Genomic DNA, 251 nt, shown 5'->3' with positions numbered 1-251 from the left:
CACACAACCGCAAGAAGTCAAATAAATTGGCTGATTGGATGCTCGTATGAATCTTCAGTCAATCGACTTGACGCAGCTTGCCAAAATTCGTGACGGGTCAGGTCATAGTGTCTTTGGGCCAAGCTCGTCTTCGATGTTTTTGGCTTGCAGCGGAAGCCTGATTCCAAACCTACTCGCACCCGACCAAGGTGGCCCCGACGCCGCGTTCGGCACGGTTGCACACGGTGTCACCGAGATATGGGGTAAGTCTG

1 protein-coding gene is annotated in these 251 nt (G+C 53.0%); it reads left to right on the top strand.

Translation table 11 applies throughout. The annotated features are described in order from the left end of the window. Positions 1 to 46: 46 nt before the first annotated feature. The coding region (locus OCF95_RS09810) for a DUF2800 domain-containing protein (RefSeq protein ID WP_261105346.1) at positions 47 to 251 on the top strand (205 nt) is incomplete at its 3' end.

Origin of the sequence: Streptococcus mitis (assembly GCF_946188615.1) — a bacterium.
In the GTDB taxonomy this organism is placed as follows: domain Bacteria; phylum Bacillota; class Bacilli; order Lactobacillales; family Streptococcaceae; genus Streptococcus; species Streptococcus mitis_BZ.
Note: the sequence above shows the minus strand (reverse complement) of the source record. Positions and strands in the feature narration are given on the sequence as shown.